The sequence below is a fragment of the Shewanella sp. MF05956 genome, assembly GCF_059758055.1.
In genome coordinates, this window is sequence record NZ_JCAYNV010000004.1 from 261859 (window position 1) to 285782 (window position 23924).

Consider the following 23924-nt stretch of genomic DNA (forward strand, 5'->3'; position numbering starts at 1 on the left):
CAATGTTATGATGTTTGACGGTATATCGCGCTTATTAAAAGGATGTCGTTATGGATAGTATGCTGCAGGTGTTTATTATTTGTCTGTTGCTTGGTTCAATTGTCGGCTTCTTGGCGGGATTGTTGGGCATTGGTGGTGGGCTCATTATTGTGCCAGCCTTATTATATATCTTACCGTCAGTTGGCGTGAGTGTAGGGCAGTTAACTCACGTCGCGATTGCTACCTCACTAGCGTCCATTATTTTAACGTCTATGTCATCTGCTACTGCTCACCATAAACGCGGTAATGTGCCTTGGGCATTATTTAAACCGATCATGCCAGGTATTGTGGTCGGCTCTTTGGCCTCTGCATTTGTTTCGGAACAAATTTCATCTGCAGATTTACAACAAGCTTTTGCTATATTTGTGGTGTTAATGGCAATACAAATGGCCTTTCCATTTAAGGTTAAAACCGGCGACAACATGCCGAAGTTTGCCGTGCTGTTTGGTATATCCATTGTGATTGCGCTCATTGCTGGTTTAATGGGGATTGGTGGCGGTGTATTGCTGGTGCCTTTCTTAAGTTATTGCGGATTACAAATGCGCCAAGCCGTTGGATTTTCATCGGTAACGGGTATGTTTATCGCAATTTCTGGCACCATTGGTTACATCATTGCAGGCTTTGATGCACCAAATTTACCCGAGGGTGCATTTGGGTTTATTTATTTACCTGCACTATGCGGCATCATTATTAGTTCAATATTGTGTGCTCCGCTTGGGGTTAAAGCAGCCAGTTCTTGGCCTACGCCAGTATTGAAAAAAATCTTTGCCTGCTTACTCGTCGTCGTTGGATTAAAACTTTTATTGAGCTAACTCAATAAATCAGTGACGAGTAAAAAACGCCCTTGTTCAGATGTTGAACAAGGGCGCATTCGTATTAAGTATTACACTGCAAAAGGGTATTTAATGGCATCGTGATGTTCATAGCCTTCAACGCTAAAATCATCTAATGTTACCCAGGTTTCAATGTCGTTTAAGCTGGTGATGTTGGGATTGATAATCAACTTTGGTGAACCAAATGGTTCGCGTGTTAATTGAATATCACGCATCGGCGCCAGTTGATCTTCATAAATATGGGCGTTAACGATTTTATGATATGCCTTGCCAGCTTTGTGGCCAGTTATTTGTGCCATTAAGGCCAGTAATACATATACTTGAACCATATTGAAATTGAGCCCAAGCGGTACATCACAACTGCGTTGAGTGCTGTTAAGGTATAAAGTGTCACCTAAGAGCGAAAAATGATGTTCGTACATACAAGGGCGTAGACATCCGAGGTCAAAAGCGCCAGGATGATAAAAAGTTAAGATTTCACCACGGTTATCAATGCCGTTACTGAGGTCATCGACTATTTGCTGTAGTAAATCAACATGACCCCCAGTCGGTTTTGGAAACGCGCGACCCAGGGCGCCATAAATTAGCCCCATATCATCATGGCCTTTACGGTTTGGGTTATTAAGCCAAGCTTGGTTTTCGTTGGCGTTAGCGTCCCATGTTTTGGTGCCTAATGCTCTAAAGTCAGCTGCATTTTGATAACCTCGTAAATAGCCGAGCACTTCAGCAATGGCTGATTTCCAAAAACTTTTACGCGTGGTAACTAGCGGGAATTGATTGTTGCCAACGTCGTAAACTAAATCGGCGTTAATGACGGTAAGACATTTTTTGTTGGTTCGGGCATTATTGACCCATTCACCTTCATCGACAATGCGTTTGCACAGATCTAAATACTGTTTCATTTGGTTCAATTCCTTTTTTGCTTTTAGCGATTATACCTAATCAATGCAACCAAATCTTTAGGCGCAAATTTTAATTTAAGGCTAAATTTGAAGAGCAAAGCGACAAACACCTCGGTTAAACCGAGTTAACTAGTAGAAAGAATCGATTATGATTGTTTGAATGGATACTGTAGAGTCAATCTATTGTTCATAAAGGAGTGTTATATGGAACGTGCAATTAGAAACTTTGTCAGTCAAGAGTCAGCTGGTGGTATTTTGTTGATGGTCGCTGTGGCCTTGGCAATGTTACTCGCTAATTCGCCTTTAGCGGATTTATATCAGGGCTTCTTGAGTACCGGAGTACAATTGCGTGTAGGCGAACTAGACATCAATAAGCCACTATTACTCTGGATTAACGATGGCTTGATGGCATTATTCTTTTTACTCATTGGCCTTGAAGTTAAACGCGAGCTGTTAGAAGGCGCGCTTTCAAGTGTTGCGAAAGCTTCTTTACCGAGTTTTGCCGCGATTGGCGGTATGGTATTTCCTGCATTATTTTATTTGGCGTTTAATTACACGAATCCAGAAACCCAAGTGGGTTGGGCTATTCCTGCTGCAACGGATATTGCGTTTGCGTTAGGTATTATGGCGCTTTTGGGTAGCCGAGTGCCCGTGGCATTAAAAGTGTTTTTATTGGCGTTGGCTATCATTGATGATTTAGGCGTAATTGTGATCATTGCGCTGTTTTACAGCACTGATTTATCTATGATGAGTTTAATTATTGCTGCAGTGTCTATTGTATTAATGGTAGCTCTGAACCGCAGAGGTGTAAGTGCTATCACGCCTTATGCAATAGTGGGTTTTGTATTGTGGGTTGCGGTATTGAAATCAGGCGTTCATGCAACATTAGCAGGCGTTATTATTGCATTTTGTATTCCATTACGAGACAAAGCAGGCGCTTCGCCATCAGGGCGTTTAGAGCATAAATTACATCCTTGGAGTACCTTTTTGATTCTACCGGTATTCGCTTTTGCTAACGCGGGCTTGTCATTGACCAATATGTCTTTCGAGTCATTCGCAGAACCGATTACGTTAGGCATCATGATGGGATTGATGTTTGGTAAACCGATTGGAGTATTATTATTTAGTTACGCGGCAGTGAAACTTAAATTAGCCGAATTACCTCCGGGAATAGGTTGGAACCAGATTATCCCCGTTGCAGTAATGTGTGGTATTGGCTTCACTATGTCAGTCTTTATTGCGTCGTTAGCATTTGAACATTCACCAGCAGCATATGGTGATTATGCAAGATTAGGCATTTTAACAGGATCGTTATTTGCAGCGCTGATTGGTTATTTTTGGTTAGCCAAAGTTCTGCCTAAGACAGGAGAGAACCATGAAACTATTTAAATTATCCCTAGGGTTATTACTAAGTGCGTTTGTTATACCCGCTTCAGCAAACTCGTTTGATGTTTGTTTAAAGTCATCAGAGTCGGCTACGTGTCAGAGTTATTTAGAGGGTGTTGTCGATGGTGCGCTGATGTACCGCGACAATCAGGCTAAAAAACGTATTGACCCTAATAACTATGAATCGCGGGCACTAAAATACCGTGCTGGTAAACGCTATCAAACAGCCAACGTTAATTACTGCTCAAGCCACATATTAATTAAAGAAGAAGTGGTTTCTGCGTTAACGGAGCAAGTGTCATTAAACAATGTGAGTAATAGCGATGAGTTGGAAACCGTTATTACCAGTCTAATGGATTGCCCACGACCTAAGTAACGATTGTGCAATACAAACGCAGCCTAAAGGCTGCGTTTTTGTATAAGCATTTATCGCGAAAATACTCAATTATTTGCCATCGTAGTTTTTTGCTATAGTAGAGTGATTAATTTTTTAGGTTGTTGAATGATATGCAGCATTTAAACTATAACCATCTGTATTATTTTTGGATGGTACAAAAAAAAGGCTCGGTGACTAAAGCGGCCGAAGCTCTGTGTCTTGCACCGCAAACCATTACAGGGCAAATACGTGCACTAGAAGAGCGTCTGAAAGGGTCGCTTTTCAAACGTGTCGGACGAAATTTGGTCGCGACTGAGTTAGGTGAGTTGGTTTTTCGCTATGCAGATAAAATGTTTAGCCTGAGTTATGAAATGCTCGATTTACTCAATTATCAAAAAGATGATTCACTGTTATTTGAGGTGGGTATTGCGGATGCGTTATCTAAAGCGTTAGTCAGCAGAGTATTGTTAACCGTTATCCCTAATGACGGATCGGTGCATCTAGCGTGTTATGAGTCGACTCATGAAAGCCTTATCGAGCGTTTGCGCGAGCATAAATTAGATATGATTTTATCGGATTGTGCTGGTGGGTCATTAAAGTACCCTGAAATTCTGTCGAAAAAATTAGGTGAATGCGGTATCAGCTTTTTTGCTGCAGAAGCATCAACACTGCCTTTTCCTGCTTGTCTTGAAGAGCGTAAATTGCTTATTCCGGGTAAGCGCACATCACTTGGGCAGCAATTACATCGTTGGTTTGCTGAAAAAAACCTAAACGTAAATATATTAGGCGAGTTTGATGATGCCGAGATGATGAAGGCGTTTGGTTATTTTAATCGAGGCATTTTTGTCGCACCGTCTATTTATCGTCATGATATACTGTCACAAGGGATGGTTTTACTTGGTGAAACCAGCGATATTCAAGAAGAATATCATGTCATGTTTGCTGAGCGCATGATCCAACATCCGGCGGTTAAATCATTATTAGCCACTGATTTTGGTGATTTGTTTGCTGGGTTAGATCTACAAGTACAAAGTTTTGAACATCGTATTAGCTAGTAGGCATCAGGAGATTTGTGTTGGAATTAATGAATATTGCTCGTGTTCGCTGGGCATGCCGTCGCGGAATGTTAGAATTAGATGTCTTGTTTCAACCGTTTGTTGAAGCACAATATGAAACATTGAGCGATGCTGACAAGCAAACGTTTATCCGCTTATTAGAATGTGAAGACCCTGAGTTATTTGCTTGGTTTATGGGCCATGAACAATGCCCTGACGCGCAATTAGCCGATATGGTAGTGAAAGTCCGTGGACGAGCCGCACCTTAAGGCTTCTGCAACTTCTACCCGCTCTTTTAGCACTCATCAGCATCAATTTGCGTTGAGTGCTTCATTTCTATATCGATTTGCTCTGGTGTGTTTTTTTGCCGTTATGTTGTGCAGTTTTTTAGCTTGGCCAGACTCTTCATCATCTTTATATTTATTTATACAACGATTACTGGTTATGTTAACTCTAGGGTTGCTGATTTATTGTTGGCGTAAATTAACCTTATGGTATTACGTGTTGTGCATTGATAATTCTGGTGGCGCAACATTGACAGATGCCGTATCTGAGGTTTGTCGAGTAGAGTTTAGTCGCCACCCGATAGTGAATCCATTAGTGTGTATTATCTTTTTACGAGAGGTAAAAACCGGTGAAAAACGATGGGTGTGGGTATGGCAAGATATGTTAACCGACACAGAGTACCGCACTCTATGTCGGTTGTTATTACAACGTAAACTGGTTCACTAACCCTTCGTGCAGCATTTTTTGACCATGTTTACTGCATTATCGACTTTTTATGTAGAATCACTACATATCAAAGTCTCTGCCTTGTAAAAATGGCCAACAATTCACTGTAAACAACCTTTAAAAATTAATCTTCCCTAGCGTCCAGGCTGCAAAATAGTTGGCTTGGGGTTATCAATTTGTTCTGGATAGTCGATGTTGTAATGTAAACCGCGGCTTTCTTTACGATCCATTGCACAACGAATAATCAACTCTGCAACTTGTACTAAATTACGCAGTTCCAGTAAATTATTACTGACTCTAAAGTTTGAGTAATATTCTTCAATTTCTTGTTGCAGCATCAAACAACGTCTAAGCGCGCGCTCTAAGCGCTTATCGGTGCGCACTATGCCAACGTAATCCCACATAAAAAGACGTAATTCGTGCCAGTTATGGGCAATAACAACTTCTTCATCTGAGTTACTGACTTTACTTTCATCCCAAACCGGTAACGGACAAGGCATGGCAATTTTATGCAGCTGACTTTCAATATCTTGAGAGGCTGCTCGTGCAAACACCAAGCATTCCAATAATGAATTACTGGCTAAGCGGTTCGCGCCATGTAGGCCTGTATAAGCCACTTCACCAATAGCGTATAAACCGTTGATGTCGGTTTGGCCGTGCAGATCAGTCATTACGCCACCGCAAGTGTAATGGGCAGCAGGCACCGCTGGAATAGGATCTTTAGTAATATCGATACCTAATTCAAGACAACGCTGATAAATGGTTGGGAAATGTTTAATGATAAAATCAGCAGGTTTGTGGCTGATGTCTAAATAAACACAATCGGCCCCGAGTCGTTTCATTTCATAATCGATGGCACGCGCCACAATATCACGCGGTGCCAGTTCGGCACGCTCGTCAAAATCGGGCATAAAACGGCTACCATCAGGACGCCGCAAAAAGGCACCTTCGCCTCGTAAAGCCTCGGTGAGTAGAAAGTTTCGGGCATTGGGGTGAAATAAACACGTAGGATGGAATTGATTAAACTCCATATTAGCGACACGACAACCGGCGCGCCATGCCATGGCTATCCCGTCTCCACTGGCGATGTCTGGGTTAGAAGTATATTGATATACTTTTGAACTGCCTCCTGTCGCTAGAGCTACAAACTTTGCTTTGACGGTTTCGACATGCTCTTGATCTCGGTTCCATACATAAGCACCAAGCACTCGATTACCCGGGCGGTTGAGTTTGCGCGTAGTAATTAAATCGATAGCGTTATAACGCTCTAGCACCGTGATATTTGGGTGTGCAAGGGCACGTTCTTGTAATGTGGTTTGTACTGCTTTACCGGTAGCATCTGCTGAATGTAAAATACGCCGATGGCTGTGGCCACCTTCGCGGGTAAGATGGTACGGCATGGCTGCAGTGCTGTCTCCGCCGGCCGTTTCTTCTTTATCAAATGCGACGCCACAGTTAATAAGCCACTGCATTGCGCTTTTGGCGTTTTCTGCGGTATAGGTGACAACGGATTTGTCACACAGTCCTGCGCCAGCAATTAAAGTATCACTTACATGAGACTCAATTGTGTCACCTTCATCAAATACTGATGCGATTCCACCTTGTGCATATAAGGTTGAGCCTTCAGACAAAGGGCCTTTAGAAAGAAGAATTACTTTTGATTTTTCAGCTAGATGTAACGCTAAAGTCAGTCCTGCAGCGCCGCTGCCGATGACCAAAATGTCAGATTGGTGTTCAACTGCTTGTTTCATCAGGTATCATGGTGTGGCCAAGTGGTTTGATTATAGTAAATCAAATTATCTAGGCTGGGTACTTTTACAGCGTGTTTTATTGCGGTTTTGCTTAGTTATTTTAATTACATCTCAAAATAATTAACTTTTTTTAATTCAATATCGAACTTTTTTCATATCAGTGAGTCTACTTATATGAACAGGATTCGAGCGACTGAGAAATCAGTATTACAGATTTAGGAGTAGTCGGCTCGGATGAGTGGACAATATAGTGATCAACAATTAGTTGAACGAGTACAGCAAGGCGATAAAAACGCATTCAACCTGTTAGTGCTAAAGTATCAAAATAAAGTGATGAGTTTGATTTCTCGATATATTCGCAACCAAGCGGATGTTCAAGATGTAACACAAGAAGCCTTTATTAAAGCATATAGAGCGTTAGCGAATTTTCGTGGTGAGAGTGCATTTTATACTTGGTTGTACCGTATTGCGGTAAACACCGCAAAAAACCATCTTACTTCACAAGGGCGCAGAGCACCTGCAAACGATGTTGATATTGAAGATGCAGAATATTATGAAGGTAGTGATGCGTTAAAAGAGTTTGCATCACCCGAGCGTTTATTAATGAAAGATCAAATGAGTAAAGTGATCTTCGACACGCTTGATACCTTGCCAGAAGAATTAAAAATGGCGATATCGCTCAGAGAGTTAGACGGTATGAGTTACGAGGATATTGCCAATATTATGGATTGCCCAGTCGGAACAGTAAGATCTCGTATCTTCCGAGCCCGCGAAGCAATCGACAAACAGCTCCAGCCTTTGCTGGAAAAGTAACTGCCTTAACGTTAAATAGGTGAAAAATGCTTAAATCAAGTCAAGAATGGGTATCTGCAGCAGTTGATGGTGAAACCGATGAAAACTCATTGGCACAACTTTCTGCTGACGTTGATTCACATGCACAATGGCAACGTTATCACATGATAGGTGATACGATGCGCGGTGAATTACCCGCGACCATTGACTTAGACCTTTCTGCTAGCATTATGGCGGCAATTGAGCTTGAACCGACAATTATAGCCCCTAAAGCGCAGCTCAAAGAGTCGACAGAGCAAGTTGCTTCTAGTCCTGCTAAAACCAGCAATGTTGTGCCATTTTTCAAACAGTTTGGCCAATATGCTATCGCAGCGACAGTTGCTATGGTAGCCATTGTGGGTGTGCAATCTTATAATCAAACTAATGATGCTGAGTCGCCACTACCGGTATTAACAACACGTCCTTTAGTGGGTACCGTGTCGCCTGTGAGTTATCAAACTGGGGCAGTACAAAGTCAGCAAAATTACTCAAACGATCAAGTGATTGAACAACGTCGTCGTATTAATGCTTATATTCAAGACCATATGTTGCAACAACGCTTGAATCCAGGTGTGGTTATCGACGAAAATAACAATCAAGATGCTGCGGTTAAACCTTAATCCGTAGCGAAACCTTGCCTCATCATTCTTAGGAGTTAGCTTGCGCCTTATCCTGCTAGCACTGTTAGTTTTAACCTTTCCAACACACGCTGAAGAAGATTTATCTGCAAAAGCTTGGCTTAAAAACATGAGCCAAGCGTTACAAGATAAACAATTCAAAGTCTCTATTATTCAACTTCAAGCCGATCATATACGTCCACTGGTTTACATACATGGTATCGTTGATAATCAAGAAGTTGCATTACTTGAATATCTCAATGGCCCACCTAAAAATGCAGTTAGGGTGGGGAATCGCGTTACTTTTATTGAACATGATCAACCCGCGTACAGCGTCAGTGCCCCACGAATTCAAGGAGTATGGCCTGCTGCGTTAGCCGGTGATATTAGCCAACTTGAAAAAGGCTATCAATTTGTCATAGGCGGGCGCAGTCGTATTGCTGGTCGTCCAGGCCAAATGATCCGTTTATTGGCTAACGATGAAAATCGTTATGATGCACAAGTTTGGGTTGATATGGACACTTACTTACCGCTTAGATTTGATACGCTAAATAAAGAAAAACAACTACTTGAACAAACTATGGTGGTTGAGTTAGTGGAGCTTACTGAGCCTGCAAATATTTTGATCGAAGCTGCTAAGCAAGATTGGCCAGCGGTAATCAATCAAGCAGAGCGTACAGACGGTAAAAATTGGCAATTTACTTGGCTACCACAGGGATTTGATGTGGTAGTGCGTGATCATCATCGTCTGATCGGGATACACGAACCTGTCGAGTATGTTGCGTTAACCGATGGATTAGCCAATATTTCAGTTTATGTGGCTCGCTCAGGTGAAAACCCGATGCCGAATGAATTGCTCACCCGTAATGGTTTATCTATGGTGGTTGTCAAGGTCGGGACGCTTGAAGTGGTCGCTATTGGTAAGGTTCCTTCAGAAACGCTAGAGCGTATAGCAAACAGTTTGGTGTTAAAGTAGCCCCCCTCAAGATTAAAGCATCTATAAAATGATGCTTTAATCTATTGCTTACAGCCCTAATTACCCTCGTGTTGTTTTTTCTATATCTATACTACTGGTGCAGGAATAACATCGTGCGGAAAGGAATAACCGTGTTATTTCGCTTTGTGTTAATATTGTGTCATCCGAGGTTATAGGTCGTTTTATGAGCCAATCAACAGTGCCACAATCAACATCTTCACAATCAACAATGATGGAAGAAATTGCTCGCGTGGTTGATTATCAACAAGGCTGGGCTACCGTTGAAGTTGAATTAAAAAGTGCCTGTAATCATTGTGCCAGTAGTGAAAACTGCGGTACATCAACGATTGCCAAAGCTTTTTCAGTAAAAACGCAACGCTTTTCATTACCTGCTGATAAACCTTGCCGTGAAGGCGACTTACTGAAAGTCGGCTTGCCTGAAAGTGTGATTATCAAAGCTGCCGCATTAGTTTATTTATTACCTTTGCTTGGTTTATTTGTCTTTGCCACATTTGGTCATTTATTTGCTGCTGGGCTCGATTTAAGCACGAACGCGTTTGCGATGGTTTTTGGTGCGATTGGCGCTGTCATCGCTTGGTTTATCGGTAAACGTTTAGCCAGTAAAATAGAAATGGATGCATCGCCAGTGATCATTGCCTATTTAGGTCAAGAAGTCGGTGTTATTCGTGCTCATCAAGCCTAAATTAGTCATATTTCGGTAAGTTAATACTTAATTCCTGCTTTAACAGGCCCTATTAGGGCTATAATCAACCACATAAACTTGGCATTTTGACCTATCTTAGCGGCAAAATAGAGACTATTGCTGAATCTGATTGGTATTGCCCCCCTAATCAGGTACAATTTGCCACCTTAATTTTAATCAAATTTAGTAGTAGTCATTGCAGCATAATGAAACACATTAGAAACTTCTCGATTATTGCCCATATCGACCATGGTAAATCAACTTTATCCGATCGCCTGATCCAGGTATGTGGCGGCTTAACTGACCGTGAAATGGCTGCACAGGTTTTAGATTCAATGGATCTAGAACGTGAGCGTGGCATTACGATTAAAGCCCAAAGCGTAACACTTGATTACCATGCAAAAGATGGTAATACCTATCAATTAAACTTTATTGACACCCCCGGCCATGTTGACTTCTCTTATGAAGTATCACGTTCGCTTGCCGCGTGTGAAGGTGCATTATTAGTTGTTGATGCTGGACAAGGTGTAGAAGCCCAAACACTTGCAAACTGTTACACCGCACTAGATATGAATCTAGACGTTGTCCCTATTCTTAATAAAATTGACTTACCACAAGCTGAGCCTGATCGCGTCGCTGCTGAAATTGAAGATATTGTCGGTATTGATGCTAAAGACGCAGTGCGTTGTTCTGCTAAAACGGGTATCGGTGTCGATCTTGTTTTAGAAGAAATTATTGCCAAAATTCCACCACCAGTTGGTGATGAGAATGCGCCATTACAAGCATTGATTATTGATTCATGGTTTGATGCCTACCTTGGTGTTGTTTCTTTAGTGCGTATTAAACATGGCGTATTGAAAAAAGGCGACAAGTTTAAAGTGATGTCGACCGGTATAAACTACAATGCTGACCGTGTAGGTATTTTTACGCCCAAAGAAAAAGATACACCGGAACTGCGCGCAGGCGAAGTGGGTTATGTTATTTCGGGTATTAAAGAAATTCACGGTGCACCAGTGGGTGATACGTTAACTCACGCAAAAAATGGTGCAGACAAACCGTTACCAGGATTCAAAAAGGTCACGCCACAGGTTTATGCCGGTGTGTTCCCTATTTCGACTGACGAATACGAAAACTTCCGTGATGCGCTAAACAAGCTGAGCTTGAATGATGCGTCGCTGTTTTTTGAACCTGAAACCTCGAGCGCGCTCGGTTTTGGTTTCCGTATCGGTTACTTGGGCTTACTCCACATGGAGATTGTTCAAGAGCGTTTAGAGCGTGAATACAACCTCGATTTGATCACCACCGCACCGACGGTTGTGTACGAAGTTGTGATGAACAATGGCGATATTGTTTACGTTGATAATCCGTCGGATTTGCCTGCTCTTAATAATATCGAAGAGCTACGTGAGCCGATCGTTGAAGCCAACATCCTCGTACCAAAAGAATACTTAGGTAATGTGATTACTTTATGTATTGAAAAGCGTGGCTCGCAAACCAATATGGTTTATCACGGCAACCAAGTGGCAGTGACTTATCACTTACCAATGGCCGAAGTGGTAATGGACTTCTTTGACCGTCTAAAATCAACCAGTCGTGGTTATGCTTCACTCGAATATAACTTTATTCGTTTTGACGCGGCAGACATGGTGCGTTTAGACATCTTAATCAACGGCGACCGTGTCGATGCTTTAGCGATGATTATTCACCGCTCTAACATTCGTCATCGTGGTTTAGCACTCGTTGAAAAGATGAAAGAGCTTATCCCGCGCCAAATGTTTGATATTGCCATTCAGGCCGCTGTAGGCAGTCAGATTATTGCGCGTTCAACGATTAAAGCATTACGTAAAGACGTTACCGCTAAATGTTATGGTGGCGACGTATCGCGTAAGAAGAAACTGCTTAACAAGCAGAAAGAAGGTAAAAAACGCATGAAGCAAGTGGGTAACGTTGAAGTGCCACAAGAGGCATTCTTAGCGGTACTTAAACTAAACGATTAATTATAATTAATTGTTTTAATTTGCTTAATAACGCCGCGCATTGCGGCGTTATCGTTATTTTTACTATATATTTTGTAACACTCAACAGGGTGAATGTTTATTCGTTAATCACCATACTGGAATGAGTTAAATTGGGTTATTACCCAAACCATATGGAAACATTTACATCATCCTGCAGGAGATAAATCAGTAATGGCAGCCTATTTTTCACTTATTTTAGTGCTCGTAACCTTAGGTAGTGGTCTTATCTGGTTGATTGACGTTATATTTTTTGCGCCTAAACGCCGTGAAAAGCTGGCATTAGCTCAAGCGAACTCAAATCAATTGAGTGCTGATGCGATTGATAAAATTGTCCGTGAACCGATTTTAGTGGAAACCGCGCATTCTATCTTTCCGGTTATCGCATTTGTGATGATTTTACGTTCATTTATTTATGAACCCTTTCAAATACCCTCTGGTTCAATGATGCCAACATTGCTTGTTGGTGATTTTATTTTGGTTGAAAAATTCAGCTATGGTTTACGTGACCCAGTATGGCGTAGCAAATTAGTGGAAACCGGTGAGCCTGAGCGCGGTGATGTGTTTGTATTCAAATACCCTGAAAATCCAAAAATTGACTACATTAAACGTGTAGTGGGTTTACCAGGTGACAAGATTATTTACCGTAATAAGCAGTTAATGATTCAAGCAGCCTGTGACACAGCTACCGATTGTGCCGCGCCTAAAGTGATTGAACATACTGAGCTAAATCGTGGTGAATTTAGCCAAAACGATACGCCATTAATTCGGTTAAGTGAGCAGTTAGGCGATGTTCAACATGACATTTTGATTAATCCAGCGCGTCCTGATTTTAGACAACACTTTTATCCTCAGCCAGGCTTGCCTGCTGGAGAGTTTGTTGTTCCTAAAGGTATGTATTTTGCGATGGGTGATAACCGCGATAACAGCACTGACAGTCGTTTTTGGGGCTTCGTGCCTGAAGAAAACTTAGTCGGCAAAGCGGTTGCTATTTGGATTAGTTTTGAATTTGACCGCACCCCGAATGACTGGTTACCTACTTGGGTACCAACTGGTGTGCGTTTTGATAGAGTAGGTGGAATACATTGATGGAACCCATTAAAAATTTGCCGCGTTTGTGCCGTACTTTAGGTTACGAGTTTAACAATGTTGAGTTACTTACTCAGGCATTAACTCATCGTAGCGCAGCAAATAAACATAATGAGCGTTTAGAGTTTTTAGGTGATTCGATTTTATCGATAGTGATTTCGGATGCGTTATATCACCAATTTCCGAAGGCGACTGAAGGTGACTTAAGCCGCATGCGCGCAACCTTAGTTAAAGGTGACACGCTGACGTTAATCGCCAAAGAATTTAAACTCGGTGACTATTTATTTTTAGGTCCTGGCGAGCTAAAAAGTGGCGGGTTTAGACGTGAGTCAATTCTGGCTGATGCTGTAGAAGCTATTATTGGTGCCGTATACCTTGATGCCAACCTTGATGTTTGCCGTGGTCTATTATTGAGTTGGTATGAAGAAAGATTAGCAAATATTAAACCAGGGATTAATCAGAAAGATCCTAAAACCATTTTACAAGAGCACTTACAAGGCTTTAAAAAGCCATTGCCTGACTATCAGGTTGTTGCTGTAGAAGGTGAAGCGCATGATCAAACCTTCACGGTAGAATGTAAAATTAGCGAATTGAATCAAGTTGTCACTGGTGTGGCAAGTTCTAGAAGAAAAGCTGAACAGCTAGCCGCTGCTCAGGTATTGGAGTTACTGAATAAATGACAAAAAAAACAGACTTGCCAGCAGGTGCTAATCAAGAACCTAGCTTAGATGAACTGCTGGCAAGGATGAACCAAGCAGCCCCAACCGCCGCCGCAAAATTTGATGTGACATATTGTGGCATGGTGGCTATTGTCGGTCGTCCTAACGTAGGCAAATCGACACTTTTAAACAAGTTGCTTGGCCAAAAAATCAGTATTACTTCTAAAAAACCGCAAACGACTCGTCATCGTATTATGGGCATTCATACAGATGGCCCTGGCCAAATCGTGTTTATTGATACCCCAGGTTTACACATTGAAGAAAAACGCGCCATTAACCGTTTAATGAACCGAGCAGCAGCCAGTTCATTAGCGGATGTTGCAATGGTAATTTTTGTGGTCGACGGCATGACCTGGACCGCAGACGATGAAATGGTATTACAAAAGCTCAAGCATCGTAACGATGACCGAAAAATCATTTTAGCGATTAATAAAGTCGATAATATTAAAGATAAGGAAAAGCTATTTCCTTATCTAACTGAGCTTGCTCAGAAGTTTGATTTTGACGAGATTTTGCCAATTTCAGCCAGTAAAGGCACTAACGTGCAACGCATTTTAGAGATGGCTCGTGAGTCGTTACCTGAAGCGCCGTTTTACTTCCCTGAAGACTACGTTACTGATCGTTCGCAACGTTTTATGGCCTCTGAAATTGTTCGTGAAAAGCTTATGCGCTTTTTAGGTGATGAACTGCCTTATGATGCCACAGTTGAAATCGAGCAATTTAAAATGATGGACAACGGTGTCTATCAAATTAACGCACTGATTTTAGTTGAGCGAGAAGGCCAAAAACGTATGGTCATAGGCAATAAAGGTGAGCGCATTCGTACTATTGCCACTCAATCACGCCTTGATATGGAAACGTTATTCGACAATAAAGTGTTTCTTGAAGTCTGGGTTAAAGTGAAATCAGGTTGGGCTGATGACGAACGAGCTTTAAGAAGTTTAGGTTATGGCGATGACTAAGTCGCCAACGTTCCTTATATTCGTTATTTTGTAGGCATGGCCACTATGAAACGTGGCTATGTGTTACATCATCGACCCTTTCGCGAGTCGAGTGTGATTGTCAATTTATTGATAGAAGGCGTGGGGCGAGTCGATGCCATTACCCGAATGGGTTCAGGCAAACGGTCAATTAAAAGTATTTTACAACCATTTCAACCGCTGATTATTCAATTTAGTGCTCAATCTGAAGCCAAAAACCTCGGCTTAAAAAACATTACCCAAATAGAGTCTGCTGCCCCAGCGATGCCATTAACCGGTGATAGTTTATATTCCGGCTTTTATCTTAATGAATTATTGGTACGATTATTATCAGTAGAGCATCAGGCTGAAGGGCTTTTTTTAGCGTATCATCGTGCGTTAATGTCACTTGCTAAAGGTTTTTGCTCCAGTCATTTACGTTATTTTGAAATGGCATTATTACTTGAGCTAGGTGCTTTCCCCTCATTAAATTACGACTATCAAGGCCATGAGCTAGAGGCGCAATGCAGCTATAGGTTTGTTGCGCAAAGTGGTTTCTTACCCGTGGTGCAAACCAAAGAGTCGAGTTTCACGCACGGTAAAGGCTGTTTATCAGGCGCAATGTTGTTAGCATTGGCATCGCACGACTTACAAACAGATCATCTTAATCAAGCAAAGGGCTTAATGCGTTATTTGTTGACGCCTTTGTTGGGAAATAAGCCCTTATTAAGCCGGCAATTATTTACCAAAAATGCACAATAAAGCTTTTCTTATTATGACGTGAACCAAGTACAATTTAGTTCGTACAAAATCACGGTAAGTCCAATTCTTCGTTTATTAATATTAAGGAGCTCGGTGTGAGCGGAATTTTATTAGGCATTAACATCGATCATATCGCCACTTTACGTCAAGCTCGTGGCACTAATTATCCCGATCCAGTTCATGCAGCCGCTGTCGCTGAACATGCCGGTGCTGATGGTATTACGATTCACTTACGCGAAGACCGCCGTCACATTCAAGACCGCGATGTTTACTTATTAGCAAAAACCCTTAAAACACGCATGAACTTTGAGTTTGCTGTTACTGAAGAAATGATTGCTATCGCGTGTGATATAAAGCCTGCATACGCGTGTTTAGTCCCCGAAAAACGTGAAGAGTTAACGACTGAAGGCGGTTTGGACGTAGCAGGGCAGTTAGACAAAATCACCTCAGCTGTGACCCGTTTAGCTGAACAAGGCATTAAAGTTTCGCTTTTTATTGACGCAGATAAAACCCAAATTGACGCTGCCGTTGCTGTGGGCGCACCTTACATAGAAATCCATACAGGTTGTTATGCTGATGCACAAACCGATGCCGAACAAGCCCAAGAACTCGCACGAATTGCCGAAATGGCAAGCTATGCTCACAGTAAAGGCTTAGTAGTGAATGCAGGGCATGGCTTGCATTATCATAATGTTAAAGCGATAGCAGCTATTCCAGAATTGTATGAATTAAATATTGGTCATGCGGTAGTGGCTCGAGCTGCAATTGATGGTTTAGAAACAGCTGTGCGTGATATGAAAAAATTGATGCTGGAAGGCCGTAGAGGCGAATAATGGCAATTGTGGGTATTGGTACCGATATTGTTGAGATAGCCCGTATACACGAGCAGCGTGAACGCCTAGGCGACAGATTGGCTAAACGTGTACTCACAGAGCCTGAACTCGCAATATACATGCAGTCTAAGCAAGCAGAGCGTTTTTTAGCAAAGCGCTTTGCTGCTAAAGAAGCCGCCGCTAAAGCGTTAGGTACAGGTATTGGTCGAGGGGTTTCGTTTCAGCATATCCACATCGACAATGATGACAATGGCGCTCCGATGATCCGTTTTACTGACGGTGCACTTGCTCGTTTAACACAACTTGGTGGCAGTAGAGGGTTTATCAGCATTGCTGATGAACAACATTATGCGGTAGCCACTGTAGTATTAGAGCGTTAATTTACCATTACGTTTTCATATAAAGGCGCATAGGCGCCTTTTTTTGTACCTTTTAAAACTAAGTAAACTAGGTTAAATTAACAAGATAACAACAACTAATAACATGAGACTCGAGATGAAATCGGCAGTAGAACAATTATCAACTTATAAAAGCGTTCATTTAAACCCTAAAAATATACGCACTCATTTTGTTGGTGTTCCAATGATTATTTGGTCGGCATTTTTGATGTTCGGTACACTGCGATTAGCATGGCAGGACTATCAAGTGAGTGTAGCAATGGTATTAACATTGGTAGTATTAGCTTATTACATGATGCTACATGTGCGCTTAGCCCTAGGGTTAGTGTTGTTTATTATACCGGTACTTTATACCACTGAAATGGTGGTTCATACTGAACATCCTATGTTGATTGCCTTAAGTGTTTTTGCGTTAGGTTGGGTCATTCAATTTGTTGGTCATAAATATGAAAAAGCCAAACCTGCTTTTATGGATGATTTAAATCAACTGTTAATAGGTCCATTTTTCTTGATGGCAGAACTCTATTTTATGTTTGGTTGGGAAAAAGATCTTGCGGCAGAAATTAAACCACTTGCCCGAGATAAACGCCGCGCTTTAGAAGCGAAATCACATGGCTAATATCGAATAAAAAACGGCTTCATTAAGACACAAAAAAGGCGCTCAATGCGCCTTTTTTGTTGCTTGCTAACCAATGTTGCTGAGGTTATTCATCATCATTCTCAGCAGCTTTAATGTCTAAATGACTGGGTAACACTCTTACTGCTTTAATCATGTTATCAGCCACTTCAATCACTTCTAAATGGTAACCCGCAATACGCAAGCTGGTATTGGCAGCAGGAATGTCTTCGAGAAACTCAATGATAAGACCATTAAGGGTTTTAGGGCCATCAATAGGGAAGTTCCATTTCATTTCTTTATTGAGATCACGAATGTTTATCGTTGCGTCAATTAAGAAACTGCCATCTTGTTGGATGTTAATGTCTTCACTTGGCGTGGTAACCATTGACGTTGTAAAGTCACCAACAATTTCTTCTAGAATATCTTCCAGAGTCACTAAACCTTGAATGTCGCCATATTCATCAACGACCAAACCAATGCGCTCTTTGTTTTGTTGGAAGTTTGTCAGCTGTACGTTCAGTGGAGTGCCTTCTGGTATGAAGTACAACTCTTTTACTGCGCGAAGCAAAGAGGACTTACTGAATTGTTCTTTAGATTGTAAGCGTAACGCATCGCGTAAGTGAATAAAGCCTACTGCATCATCAATATTGTCACGGAAAACCAATACACGTGTATGAGGGCTTTGAATCACCATTTTATTGATCAGCTTAAAGTCATCATTAACGTTTATCGCGTAAATGTCAGAACGCGAAATCATGATGTCTTCAACAGTGACTTTTTCTAAATCAAGAATAGATAACAACATTTCTTGGTGACGCTGTGGAATGAGTGCGCCAGCTTCGTGTACAACTGTACGTAACTCTTCTTGGCTTAATGCGTCACTTGTTTTAACAGTTTTAATACCCATTAGGCGTAAAAAACCTGAAGTGATTAAGTTAATCGCTTTGACAAAAGGTGATAGCAATATTAATAGCCAGCCTAATATCACACTCGAGGGAAATGCTATTCGCTCAGGGTGCAACGCCGCAAATGTCTTAGGGGTTACTTCTGCAAAAACTAACACAACAATAGTTAATACACCGGTTGCAATCGCCACGCCCATATCGCCAAATAAACGCATACCAATAATAGTTGCTATGGCAGAAGCTAGAATGTTTACCAGGTTATTACCGATGAGGATTAGACCGATGAGCCGATCAGGACGATCAAGCAGCTTTAAAGCGCGCTGTGCTCCGCGATGACCACTGCCTGCAAGATGCCTCAATCGATAACGGTTTAAGGTCATCATTGCAGTTTCTGAACCAGAGAAATAAGCAGAAATGATAATTAAAACTGCAAGAAAAATAAAAAGTGCGCTGGTAGATATAGCGTCCAAAAAAGGGCCCCATTAATACATTAAAGTTGGTAAATATCACCAATACATAAAATTTGAACAGTCATTATTTATTAATGACTGTTTGTGTCAAGTTATCTTATTTGATGAATCAATGATAAACAGCTTGTTATCTGGCTGTTAAGTTACAAAACTAACTTAATATCAGTTCTTTAACAATTCTTGCACCAAAATAGGCCAACGACAGTAAACCTGCGCCAGATAAACTATAGATAACAGCGGTACGAATTCTACAGCCTACGGTATATTGTTGCCACAACATAATGGCATAAACTACCCACGCTATCATTGATAGTATGGCTTTATGGCCTTTACCATCTACAAACATGTCATCTAAATATACAAATCCAGTCACCAAAGACAAACTTAACAACACAAATCCGATAATAATTAAATGATAAAGCTGCCTCTCAACCGTCATTAATGGCGGCATTGCTGGGCTCATCATCATTTGTTTCTTTTTAAGCTTATTTTGGATAAATGACAATTGAATAGCATATAACGCGGCTATCATCAGGGCGCTGTAAGCCATTAAAGAGAGCACAACATGAGCTAAAATTTCAGGATGAAGCTCGAAGTGGGTCATATATTGCGGTGGCAGTAACCATAACAATGCCACAGACAACACTGAGCAGGCATAGACCACAGGGACAACAATAATCACTTTTAAACGCGGCATAGTGATAGTAAAGGTGAAAGCGATAATCCAATTCACCAATGAAATCACATTGGTTAGGCTAAAATTTTGGCCATCAATTGTAAATATGGCATTTGATAACGCAAAGCCATGCAACACCACTGCAATACTAGACGCTATCATTACCGCTCTGCGGTTAGGGCCTTGTGCATGAAATAGTCTGCTGGTGACTAACACTAAAGCAATGCAATAAAACAGCATGGCGCCAGCTGAAAAAATAACCATTTGAAATCAACCTGTCAAAGTAATGAAAGCGTCGCTGAAAAAGCGGTAAGCGCGATAAAAATATTGCCGACGCACCGCAATCTCATTATTTGTCTTAGATTAACATGATCACCCCCTAATATGGCAGTGACCTGAGGCTCAAAATTTAACAGTATCTTACCCTTAGCTGCAAATAATTTACCTAATCACGATAACTGATCGCCGCAAGTATCGTAATTTAGAGTGGCTTGGGTATAATAGCCACAATTATCGATATGCTGAAAAGAGCTGGCCAATGTTTGAAAATTTATCCGACAGACTGTCACGCACACTAAAAAATATTAGTGGCCGTGGTCGCTTAACAGAAGACAACATTAAAGAAACCTTGCGTGAAGTGCGTATGGCGCTGCTTGAAGCAGATGTCGCTTTACCTGTTGTTAGAGAATTCGTTAACAGCGTAAAAGAACGCGCTGTAGGTCAAGAAGTATCAAAAAGCTTAAGCCCTGGGCAAGCTTTTATTAAAATCGTCCAAAGTGAGCTTGAAAAAGCCATGGGTGAGTCTAACGAAGCGTTAGATTTAGCGGCGATACCGCCAGCCGTTATTATGATGGCCGGTCTACAAGGTGCGGGTAAAACCACCTCTGTCGCTAAGCTAGGTAAGTTCCTACGTACTCGTCACAAAAAATCTGTGTTAGTGGTCAGTGCTGACGTATACCGCCCAGCGGCAATTAAACAGTTAGAAACGTTAGCATTAGAAGTTGACGTTGAATTTTTTCCATCAGATGTTAGTCAAAAGCCAGTAGATATTGCTAAAGCGGCAATTAGCTACGCCAAGCTTAAATTTATTGATGTGGTGATTGTCGATACGGCAGGTCGCCTACACGTCGATGAAGCCATGATGGATGAAATCAAACAACTCCATGCTACGGTTAAACCGGTAGAAACCTTGTTCGTGGTCGACGCAATGACCGGGCAAGATGCGGCCAATACCGCCAAAGCATTTAATGAAGCATTACCGCTAACCGGTGTTATTTTAACTAAGGTAGACGGCGATGCGCGTGGTGGTGCGGCGTTATCTATCCGTAACATTACCGGTAAACCAATTAAGTTTTTAGGTGTCGGTGAAAAAACCGATGCGTTAGAACCGTTCCATCCAGACCGTATTGCGTCACGCATTTTAGGTATGGGTGATGTGTTGTCACTCATTGAAGAAGTTGAACGCGGTGTCGATAAAGACAAAGCAATGAAACTTGCTTCAAAAGTAAAATCGGGTGGCAGCTTTGACCTAGAAGATTTTCGTGAGCAATTACAGCAAATGAAAAACATGGGCGGCATGATGAACATGCTTGAAAAGTTACCTGGTGTAGGTCAATTACCACCAGAGGCTTTAGCTCAAGTCCAAGACGGCAAAATGACCGGTCAAATGGAAGCCATCATCAACTCGATGACAGCCAAAGAGCGTAAAAACCCAGACTTAATCAAAGGGTCTCGTAAACGCCGAATCGCATTAGGTTCTGGCACTCAAATTCAAGACGTTAACCGTTTATTAAAACAGTTTACCCAAATGCAGAAAATGATGAAAAAGATGTCTGCAAAGGGTGGCATGAAGAAGATGATGCGCGGAATGAGCGGAATGTTACCTCCTGGGATGAAATTTCCAGGACGTTAATTGAGCCATCTTTTATACATAAATGCAGTTAATTGATACACACATCAGTTGGTTAGGTTATGTCTTTACAATTAAGGTCGCTAAATCGGTGATTTAAAAATCATCAGATTTGGTTGCAATAGTTCAAAAGTCAGGTAAAATCTTCCGGCTTTCTTTCTGGGACTCTTCGCGAACACGGAGTTCCAGTTTTTATTTTTGCTTCTAGCAAATCATTAGAGGAATAAAACGCATGGTTACCATTCGTTTAGCTCGTGGCGGCGCAAAAAAGCGTCCATTTTACAATATCGTTGTTGCTGATAGCCGCAATGCTCGTGACGGTCGTTTCATCGAACGTGTAGGTTTTTTCAATCCATTGGCTCGTGGCCAAGAAGAAACTTTACGTTTAGATCTTGATCGTGTTGAGCACTGGGTTGCTACTGGCGCTGCAACATCTGAGCGTGTTGCAAAACTGATCAAAGACGCACGTAAAGCTGCTGCTTAATTGCGTATTAAAAAGGTATAGATAGATGAGCGATAACCAACAACCAATCGTACTGGGTAAATTAGGATCCAGTCATGGTATTAAAGGTTGGCTTAAAATCACTTCCTATGCCGATTCTGTTGAAGGTATTTTTGATTATTCGCCTTGGTTGATTAAAGAACAAGGTGTTTGGCGTGAAGTTAAGGTCGCACAGTGGCGTTTTCAAGGTAAGGCACTGGTTGCTGAACTTGAAGGTGTTAACTCTCGAGAGCATGCGCAAATGCTCACTAATTGTGAAATTGCGATTTTGCCAGAACAAATGAAAGACCTCGCTGATGATGAATTTTATCACCGTGATCTTATCGGCTGTGAAGTGACCAATATAAACGGCTATAACATGGGTATTGTCGACCAGATCGTGGAAACAGGATCAAACGACGTACTTCTGATTAAAGCTAACGCTAAAGATGCCTTCGGCAAAGTGGAACGTATGGTCCCCTTTGTCCCCGAGCAATTCATCAAACAGGTGAATTTGCAAGAGAAACAGATTTTAGTGGACTGGGATCCTGACTTCTAAGTCGAGGTACAACATATGTGGTTAGGGGTAATCACCCTGTTTCCAGAGATGTTTCGTGCCGTTACAGACTTTGGTGTTACGGGTCGAGCCGTCAAAAGCGGCCTGCTAGAGGTGCAAACGTGGAATCCTCGTGATTTCACCCATGATAGACACAGTACTGTGGATGACCGCCCTTATGGTGGTGGCCCGGGAATGTTGATGATGGTGCAACCTTTACGCGATGCTATCCATGCAGCAAAAGCTGCTGCAGGTGATGGGGCAAAAGTGATTTACTTGTCACCTCAGGGACGTAAGCTGGATCAGCAAGGCGTGACTGAGTTGGCTAAATCAGACCGATTGATTTTAGTGTGTGGTCGATACGAAGGTGTTGATGAACGCATTATTCAAACGGAAGTGGATGAAGAGTGGTCTATCGGTGATTATGTGCTTTCGGGCGGAGAATTACCGGCAATGACGTTAATCGATTCAGTGGCTCGTTTAGTACCTGGTGTACTAGGCAAGCAAGCATCAGCAGAGCAAGATTCTTTCTCTGAAGGTTTACTGGATTGTCCTCATTATACACGCCCTGAACAATTGGATGGCATGGATGTACCGGCAGTGCTGTTAAGCGGTGACCACGAAAAAATTAGACTCTGGCGTTTGCAACAAAGTATCGGAAGAACTTTTTTGAGACGACCAGAATTATTTGAAAATCTAGCTCTGACTGACGAACAAACGACTTTATTAGCGCAGTTCGTGAATGAAACGGACAAGTCCGCATAGTCAATGCTCAGTTAATTCTAGAATGGAGTAGTTATGAACAACATCATTAAAATGCTCAACGATGAGCAAATGAAAACAGACGTACCTGATTTCGGTGCTGGTGATACAGTAGTGGTTCAAGTACGTGTTAAAGAAGGTGATAAAGAGCGTCTTCAGGCTTTTGAAGGTATCGTTATCGCAAAGCGTAACCGTGGTCTGCACTCTGCATTCACAGTACGTAAAATCTCTAATGGTGAAGGTGTTGAGCGTGCTTTCCAGACGCATAGCCCATTAATTGCTAGCATCGAAGTTAAGCGTCGCGGCCGTGTACGTCGTGCTAAGCTGTACTATTTACGTGAGCGTTCAGGTAAATCTGCACGTATCCGTGAAAAATTGGCAACTAAGTAATAGTTACCGATTAAAAATAAAGATGCAGTGTTCGCACAACAACCCGCCGAAAGGCGGGTTTTTGTTTGTGGGGCTTTTAAAAAATCATAACAATTAATAAAGTAAGAAATAGTTAAGAAAGTGATAACAATTAATTAAATGATAACAGCGGGTAGAAAGGTCTCCGCGAAAAGCACAAAA

At 41.8% G+C, this 23924-nt stretch carries 27 protein-coding genes; 23 read left to right on the top strand and 4 right to left on the bottom strand.

Annotated elements, in window-relative coordinates; translation table 11 throughout:
- Positions 1–50: 50 nt before the first annotated feature.
- Complete coding sequence (locus AC19MX_RS06570; protein WP_498297180.1) at positions 51–851, top strand: sulfite exporter TauE/SafE family protein; 801 nt, start codon at positions 51–53, stop codon at positions 849–851.
- A gap of 71 nt (positions 852–922) precedes the next feature.
- On the opposite strand, the gene AC19MX_RS06575 is transcribed toward AC19MX_RS06570, so the two are convergent.
- Positions 923–1774 carry a thymidylate synthase gene (locus AC19MX_RS06575; protein WP_498297182.1) on the bottom strand — a complete coding sequence of 284 codons (852 nt, stop codon included), beginning with the start codon at positions 1772–1774 and terminating at the stop codon, positions 923–925.
- A 204-nt stretch (positions 1775–1978) separates the two neighbouring features.
- Here AC19MX_RS06575 and nhaA point away from each other — a divergent pair, with 204 nt between their 5' ends.
- From nhaA to AC19MX_RS06600, 5 genes are all read left to right on the top strand, one after another.
- Entirely contained in the window at positions 1979–3163 is a 1185-nt protein-coding gene (gene nhaA / locus AC19MX_RS06580; protein ID WP_498297184.1) for a Na+/H+ antiporter NhaA, read from the top strand.
- Positions 3150–3536 (top strand): hypothetical protein, encoded by a 387-nt coding sequence (locus AC19MX_RS06585; protein ID WP_432399315.1) that lies wholly within the window; start codon positions 3150–3152, stop codon positions 3534–3536. The genes nhaA and AC19MX_RS06585 overlap by 14 nt, the downstream gene beginning before the upstream one ends.
- Before the next feature lie 131 nt (positions 3537–3667).
- A complete protein-coding gene (gene nhaR, locus AC19MX_RS06590) occupies positions 3668–4591 on the top strand; it encodes a transcriptional activator NhaR (protein WP_432399314.1) in 924 nt (307 codons plus the stop codon).
- 20 nt (positions 4592–4611) lie between these two features.
- Positions 4612–4860 carry an FAD assembly factor SdhE gene (locus tag AC19MX_RS06595; RefSeq protein ID WP_432399501.1) on the top strand — a complete coding sequence of 83 codons (249 nt, stop codon included), beginning with the start codon at positions 4612–4614 and terminating at the stop codon, positions 4858–4860.
- Positions 4841–5323: a protein YgfX gene (locus AC19MX_RS06600; protein ID WP_498297186.1), complete on the top strand. Its 483-nt coding sequence runs from the start codon at positions 4841–4843 to the stop codon at positions 5321–5323. Before AC19MX_RS06595 ends, AC19MX_RS06600 begins: the two co-directional genes overlap by 20 nt.
- A 134-nt stretch (positions 5324–5457) precedes the next feature.
- On the opposite strand, the gene nadB is transcribed toward AC19MX_RS06600, so the two are convergent.
- Positions 5458–7074, bottom strand: a complete 1617-nt coding sequence (nadB, locus tag AC19MX_RS06605) for an L-aspartate oxidase (protein ID WP_498297188.1) — start codon at positions 7072–7074, stop codon at positions 5458–5460.
- A 234-nt stretch (positions 7075–7308) separates the two neighbouring features.
- Between nadB and rpoE the strand changes: the two genes are divergently transcribed.
- The 12 genes from rpoE (at position 7309) to AC19MX_RS06665 (ending at position 17595) form a co-directional block, all read left to right on the top strand.
- The gene (rpoE, locus tag AC19MX_RS06610) at positions 7309–7887 is read left to right on the top strand and encodes an RNA polymerase sigma factor RpoE (RefSeq protein WP_498297190.1); all 579 of its coding nucleotides are present in this window, start codon (positions 7309–7311) and stop codon (positions 7885–7887) included.
- A gap of 26 nt (positions 7888–7913) precedes the next feature.
- Entirely contained in the window at positions 7914–8525 is a 612-nt protein-coding gene (locus AC19MX_RS06615; protein WP_498297192.1) for a sigma-E factor negative regulatory protein, read from the top strand.
- A gap of 40 nt (positions 8526–8565) precedes the next feature.
- The gene (locus tag AC19MX_RS06620) at positions 8566–9498 is read left to right on the top strand and encodes a MucB/RseB C-terminal domain-containing protein (protein WP_432399309.1); all 933 of its coding nucleotides are present in this window, start codon (positions 8566–8568) and stop codon (positions 9496–9498) included.
- A gap of 229 nt (positions 9499–9727) precedes the next feature.
- On the top strand, positions 9728–10201 hold the full coding sequence (locus AC19MX_RS06625) for a SoxR reducing system RseC family protein (protein ID WP_432399500.1): 474 nt from the start codon (positions 9728–9730) through the stop codon (positions 10199–10201).
- A gap of 206 nt (positions 10202–10407) precedes the next feature.
- A complete protein-coding gene (gene lepA / locus AC19MX_RS06630) occupies positions 10408–12198 on the top strand; it encodes a translation elongation factor 4 (protein WP_432399308.1) in 1791 nt (596 codons plus the stop codon).
- A 192-nt stretch (positions 12199–12390) separates the two neighbouring features.
- Entirely contained in the window at positions 12391–13305 is a 915-nt protein-coding gene (lepB, locus tag AC19MX_RS06635) for a signal peptidase I (RefSeq protein ID WP_432399307.1), read from the top strand.
- Positions 13305–13985: a ribonuclease III gene (rnc, locus tag AC19MX_RS06640; protein WP_432399306.1), complete on the top strand. Its 681-nt coding sequence runs from the start codon at positions 13305–13307 to the stop codon at positions 13983–13985. Before lepB ends, rnc begins: the two co-directional genes overlap by 1 nt.
- Entirely contained in the window at positions 13982–14986 is a 1005-nt protein-coding gene (gene era / locus AC19MX_RS06645) for a GTPase Era (RefSeq protein ID WP_498297193.1), read from the top strand. The genes rnc and era overlap by 4 nt, the downstream gene beginning before the upstream one ends.
- A 45-nt stretch (positions 14987–15031) precedes the next feature.
- A complete protein-coding gene (gene recO / locus AC19MX_RS06650) occupies positions 15032–15745 on the top strand; it encodes a DNA repair protein RecO (RefSeq protein WP_498297195.1) in 714 nt (237 codons plus the stop codon).
- Positions 15746–15840: 95 nt separating this feature from the next.
- Positions 15841–16578 (top strand): pyridoxine 5'-phosphate synthase, encoded by a 738-nt coding sequence (gene pdxJ, locus AC19MX_RS06655; protein WP_498297196.1) that lies wholly within the window; start codon positions 15841–15843, stop codon positions 16576–16578.
- Entirely contained in the window at positions 16578–16958 is a 381-nt protein-coding gene (acpS, locus tag AC19MX_RS06660; protein ID WP_498297198.1) for a holo-ACP synthase, read from the top strand. The genes pdxJ and acpS overlap by 1 nt, the downstream gene beginning before the upstream one ends.
- 115 nt (positions 16959–17073) lie before the next feature.
- Positions 17074–17595, top strand: coding sequence for an Mpo1 family 2-hydroxy fatty acid dioxygenase (locus AC19MX_RS06665; protein ID WP_498297199.1), 522 nt, complete (start codon positions 17074–17076; stop codon positions 17593–17595).
- Between the two features lie 85 nt (positions 17596–17680).
- Here AC19MX_RS06665 and AC19MX_RS06670 read toward each other — a convergent pair whose 3' ends face one another.
- Together AC19MX_RS06670 and AC19MX_RS06675 are read right to left on the bottom strand one after the other, a co-directional pair.
- Positions 17681–18970 carry an HlyC/CorC family transporter gene (locus tag AC19MX_RS06670; protein WP_498297201.1) on the bottom strand — a complete coding sequence of 430 codons (1290 nt, stop codon included), beginning with the start codon at positions 18968–18970 and terminating at the stop codon, positions 17681–17683.
- A gap of 151 nt (positions 18971–19121) precedes the next feature.
- On the bottom strand, positions 19122–19910 hold the full coding sequence (locus AC19MX_RS06675; protein WP_498297203.1) for a cytochrome C assembly family protein: 789 nt from the start codon (positions 19908–19910) through the stop codon (positions 19122–19124).
- Positions 19911–20184: 274 nt separating this feature from the next.
- Here AC19MX_RS06675 and ffh point away from each other — a divergent pair, with 274 nt between their 5' ends.
- The 5 genes from ffh (at position 20185) to rplS (ending at position 23744) form a co-directional block, all read left to right on the top strand.
- On the top strand, positions 20185–21558 hold the full coding sequence (ffh, locus tag AC19MX_RS06680) for a signal recognition particle protein (RefSeq protein ID WP_188955533.1): 1374 nt from the start codon (positions 20185–20187) through the stop codon (positions 21556–21558).
- A gap of 229 nt (positions 21559–21787) precedes the next feature.
- A complete protein-coding gene (gene rpsP, locus AC19MX_RS06685; protein ID WP_160053063.1) occupies positions 21788–22039 on the top strand; it encodes a 30S ribosomal protein S16 in 252 nt (83 codons plus the stop codon).
- 25 nt (positions 22040–22064) lie between these two features.
- Complete coding sequence (gene rimM / locus AC19MX_RS06690) at positions 22065–22595, top strand: ribosome maturation factor RimM (RefSeq protein WP_160053064.1); 531 nt, start codon at positions 22065–22067, stop codon at positions 22593–22595.
- Positions 22596–22610: 15 nt separating this feature from the next.
- A complete protein-coding gene (gene trmD / locus AC19MX_RS06695) occupies positions 22611–23357 on the top strand; it encodes a tRNA (guanosine(37)-N1)-methyltransferase TrmD (protein WP_160053065.1) in 747 nt (248 codons plus the stop codon).
- A gap of 33 nt (positions 23358–23390) precedes the next feature.
- The gene (rplS, locus tag AC19MX_RS06700) at positions 23391–23744 is read left to right on the top strand and encodes a 50S ribosomal protein L19 (protein ID WP_188955527.1); all 354 of its coding nucleotides are present in this window, start codon (positions 23391–23393) and stop codon (positions 23742–23744) included.
- Positions 23745–23924 lie beyond the last annotated feature (180 nt).